Origin of the sequence: Kineococcus indalonis (assembly GCF_009906395.1) — a bacterium.
Classification (GTDB): domain Bacteria; phylum Actinomycetota; class Actinomycetes; order Actinomycetales; family Kineococcaceae; genus Kineococcus; species Kineococcus indalonis.
Genome location: NZ_JAAALM010000577.1, coordinates 1 through 2,367 on the forward strand (window position 1 = coordinate 1; position 2,367 = coordinate 2,367).

2 protein-coding genes are annotated in these 2,367 nt (G+C 78.5%); both read right to left on the bottom strand.

The window, feature by feature from the left end; all coding sequences use genetic code 11:
• On the bottom strand, positions 1-368 hold a 368-nt coding region (locus tag GTR00_RS19055), incomplete at its 3' end, for an EamA family transporter (protein ID WP_205706201.1).
• Between the two features lie 142 nt (positions 369-510).
• Positions 511-2,160 (bottom strand): RecQ family ATP-dependent DNA helicase, encoded by a 1,650-nt coding sequence (locus tag GTR00_RS19060; protein ID WP_323132610.1) that lies wholly within the window; start codon positions 2,158-2,160, stop codon positions 511-513.
• Positions 2,161-2,367: the final 207 nt, after the last annotated feature.

Consider the following 2,367-nt stretch of genomic DNA (forward strand, 5'->3'; position numbering starts at 1 on the left):
AAGACCACCACCGCGACCAGGCCCGCCGCGCCCGCCGCCCAGAACCCCGCGCCCGGGCGCTCCCGGGCGCGCACGACCGCGGCCACGGCGGTGGCCGCCGGCAGGACGCCGATCACCACGGCGCCGTGCGCGGCGGGCAGGTCGCGCATCGCCGCGCTGGTCAGCAGCGGGAACCCCGCCACCACGCCGGCGACCACGAGCAGCAGGCGCGGCAGCAGCCGCCGCGCCGGGCGCGGGGCGCGGGTGAGCGCGAGCACCAGCGCGGCCAGCAGGCCGGCGAGCAGGGCGCGCCCGGCGCCGACGAGCAGGGGGTCCAGGGTGCGCACCGCGGTGCGGGTCAGCGGGAGGGTGAAGGAGAACACCACCACCCCCGCCAGCCCGAGGAGCGGGCCGGCCGGCGCCGGGGCGGCCGCCCGGCCGGGCCGGGGCCCGGGGCGGGCCCCGCGCGGTAGCGGGAGGTGCAGCGGGGCAGTAGCGCTATCAGCGTCCTTCATGGGACAGCGTAGCGGTTCACGCCGGGCGCAGCAGCCCCCTGTCCTCCACCACCCCCAGGGCGAGCGTGCGGTACCCCACGCCCTCGAAGAGCACCGTGACCCGGTCGTCCTCGTAGTGCATCACCTGGCCCTCGCCCCACTCCTCGTGCGCGACGGCGGCGCCCACCGGGAACGGCTGGTCGTGCGCGGAGCCCTCGCTGCGCCGCGCGGCGGTCCCGGCGCGGCAGGTGTCGCAGTTCCCGCACGGTTCGGGCAGCTCCTCGCCGAAGTAGCCCAGCAGGAACTGCCGCCGGCACGCGCTCGTCTCGGCGTAGGCGCGCATCATCTCCAGCCGGGAGCGCTCCACCGAGCGCTGCTGCTCCGACAGGTGCACCGCCACCTCGGCGGCCTCGGCGGGCGCGGGGCCGTCCGGGTCGGCGACCAGCCGGCCGCGCTCGTCCTCGTGCACAGCCCCGGCCTCCTCCAGCAGGTTCACCACCCCGGCCAGCCGGGAGGCGGTGGTGCCCAGCTCGCGGCGCAGGCTGGTGGGTTCCACCGGCCCGTCGTGCGCGCGCACGGCGGCGGCGACCTCGCGCACCGGTTCGGGCTTGGCGACCCCGGAGGCGAAGAACGTGCGCAGGCCGAGGTCCTCCGGGCGGTAGTGCAGGACGGCGACGGCCGGGTGCCCGTCGCGGGCCGCGCGGCCGATCTCCTGGTAGTAGCTGTCCAGGGAGTCGGGCACGTGGGCGTGCACGACGGCGCGCACGTCGGGCTTGTCGATGCCCATGCCGAAGGCGCTGGTGGCCACGACGACGTCGAGGGTGCCGTCGACGAACTCGCGCAGCACCCGGTCGCGGTCGTCGCGCCTGCGGCCGGCGTGGTAGAAGTCCGCGCACCGGCCGGCCCCGCGCAGCTCCTGCGCCAGACCCTCCGCGTCGCGGCGGCGGGCGACGTAGACGACGACGGCGCCGCGCACGGCGGCCACCGAGCGCAGGACCCCCTCGTGCTGGCGGTCGGCGCTGGAGTGCCGGCGCACCCGCAGGTCGATCTCGGGGCGGTCGAAACCCTCCACGACCACCAGGGGGTCGCGCAGCCGCAGCTGCTCGAGGACCTCCGCGCGCACCTGCGGGCTGGCCGTCGCGGTGAGCGCCACCACCTGCGGGCGCCCCAGCCGCTCGGCGGCCGCGCCCAGCCGCAGGTACTGGGGGCGGAAGTCGTGCCCCCAGGAGGACACGCAGTGCGCCTCGTCGACGACGAGCAGCGCAGGCCGCAGCGCCGCCAGCTCCTCCAGGACCTCCTCGCGGGCCAGCTGCTCGGGGGCCAGGAAGACGAACTTCACGTCGCCGCTGCGCAGCGCCGCGCGCGCCTCGCGCCAGGCGCCGGCGGGCAGCTGCGAGTTCAGCATCACCGCCCCGCCGCGGCGCACGTCCTCGCGCAGGCCGTCCACCTGGTCGCGCTGAAGCGCGATCAGCGGCGAGACGACCACCACCGGCCCCTCCAGCAGCAGCGCCGGCACCTGGTAGATCGCCGACTTGCCCGAGCCCGTGGGCATCACGGCCAGCACGTCGCGCCCGCGCACCACGGCGCGCACCGCCTCCGCCTGGCCGGGCCGGAACCCCTCGTAGCCGAAGGCCTCCCGCGCGGTGCGCAGCAGGTCGGCGTCCACGTCGGACGCGCGTCGCGTCACAGCTCCTCCACGTCGCGGCGGAGCGCCCCGCCGCCGTCCCCCGGACCCGCCCGGCCACGCGCTTCGAGCACTGCGGGGTCCTCGCCGGGCCGCCCCCGCGGGCGCGGCCCCCGCCGTCCACCGTAGGCACTGCCCGCGCCCGCCGCGCGGCGGGCGCGGCGGGCCGCCGGCGGGGCTGCACCGGCGGGCCCGCCGGGGTTCAGGGGG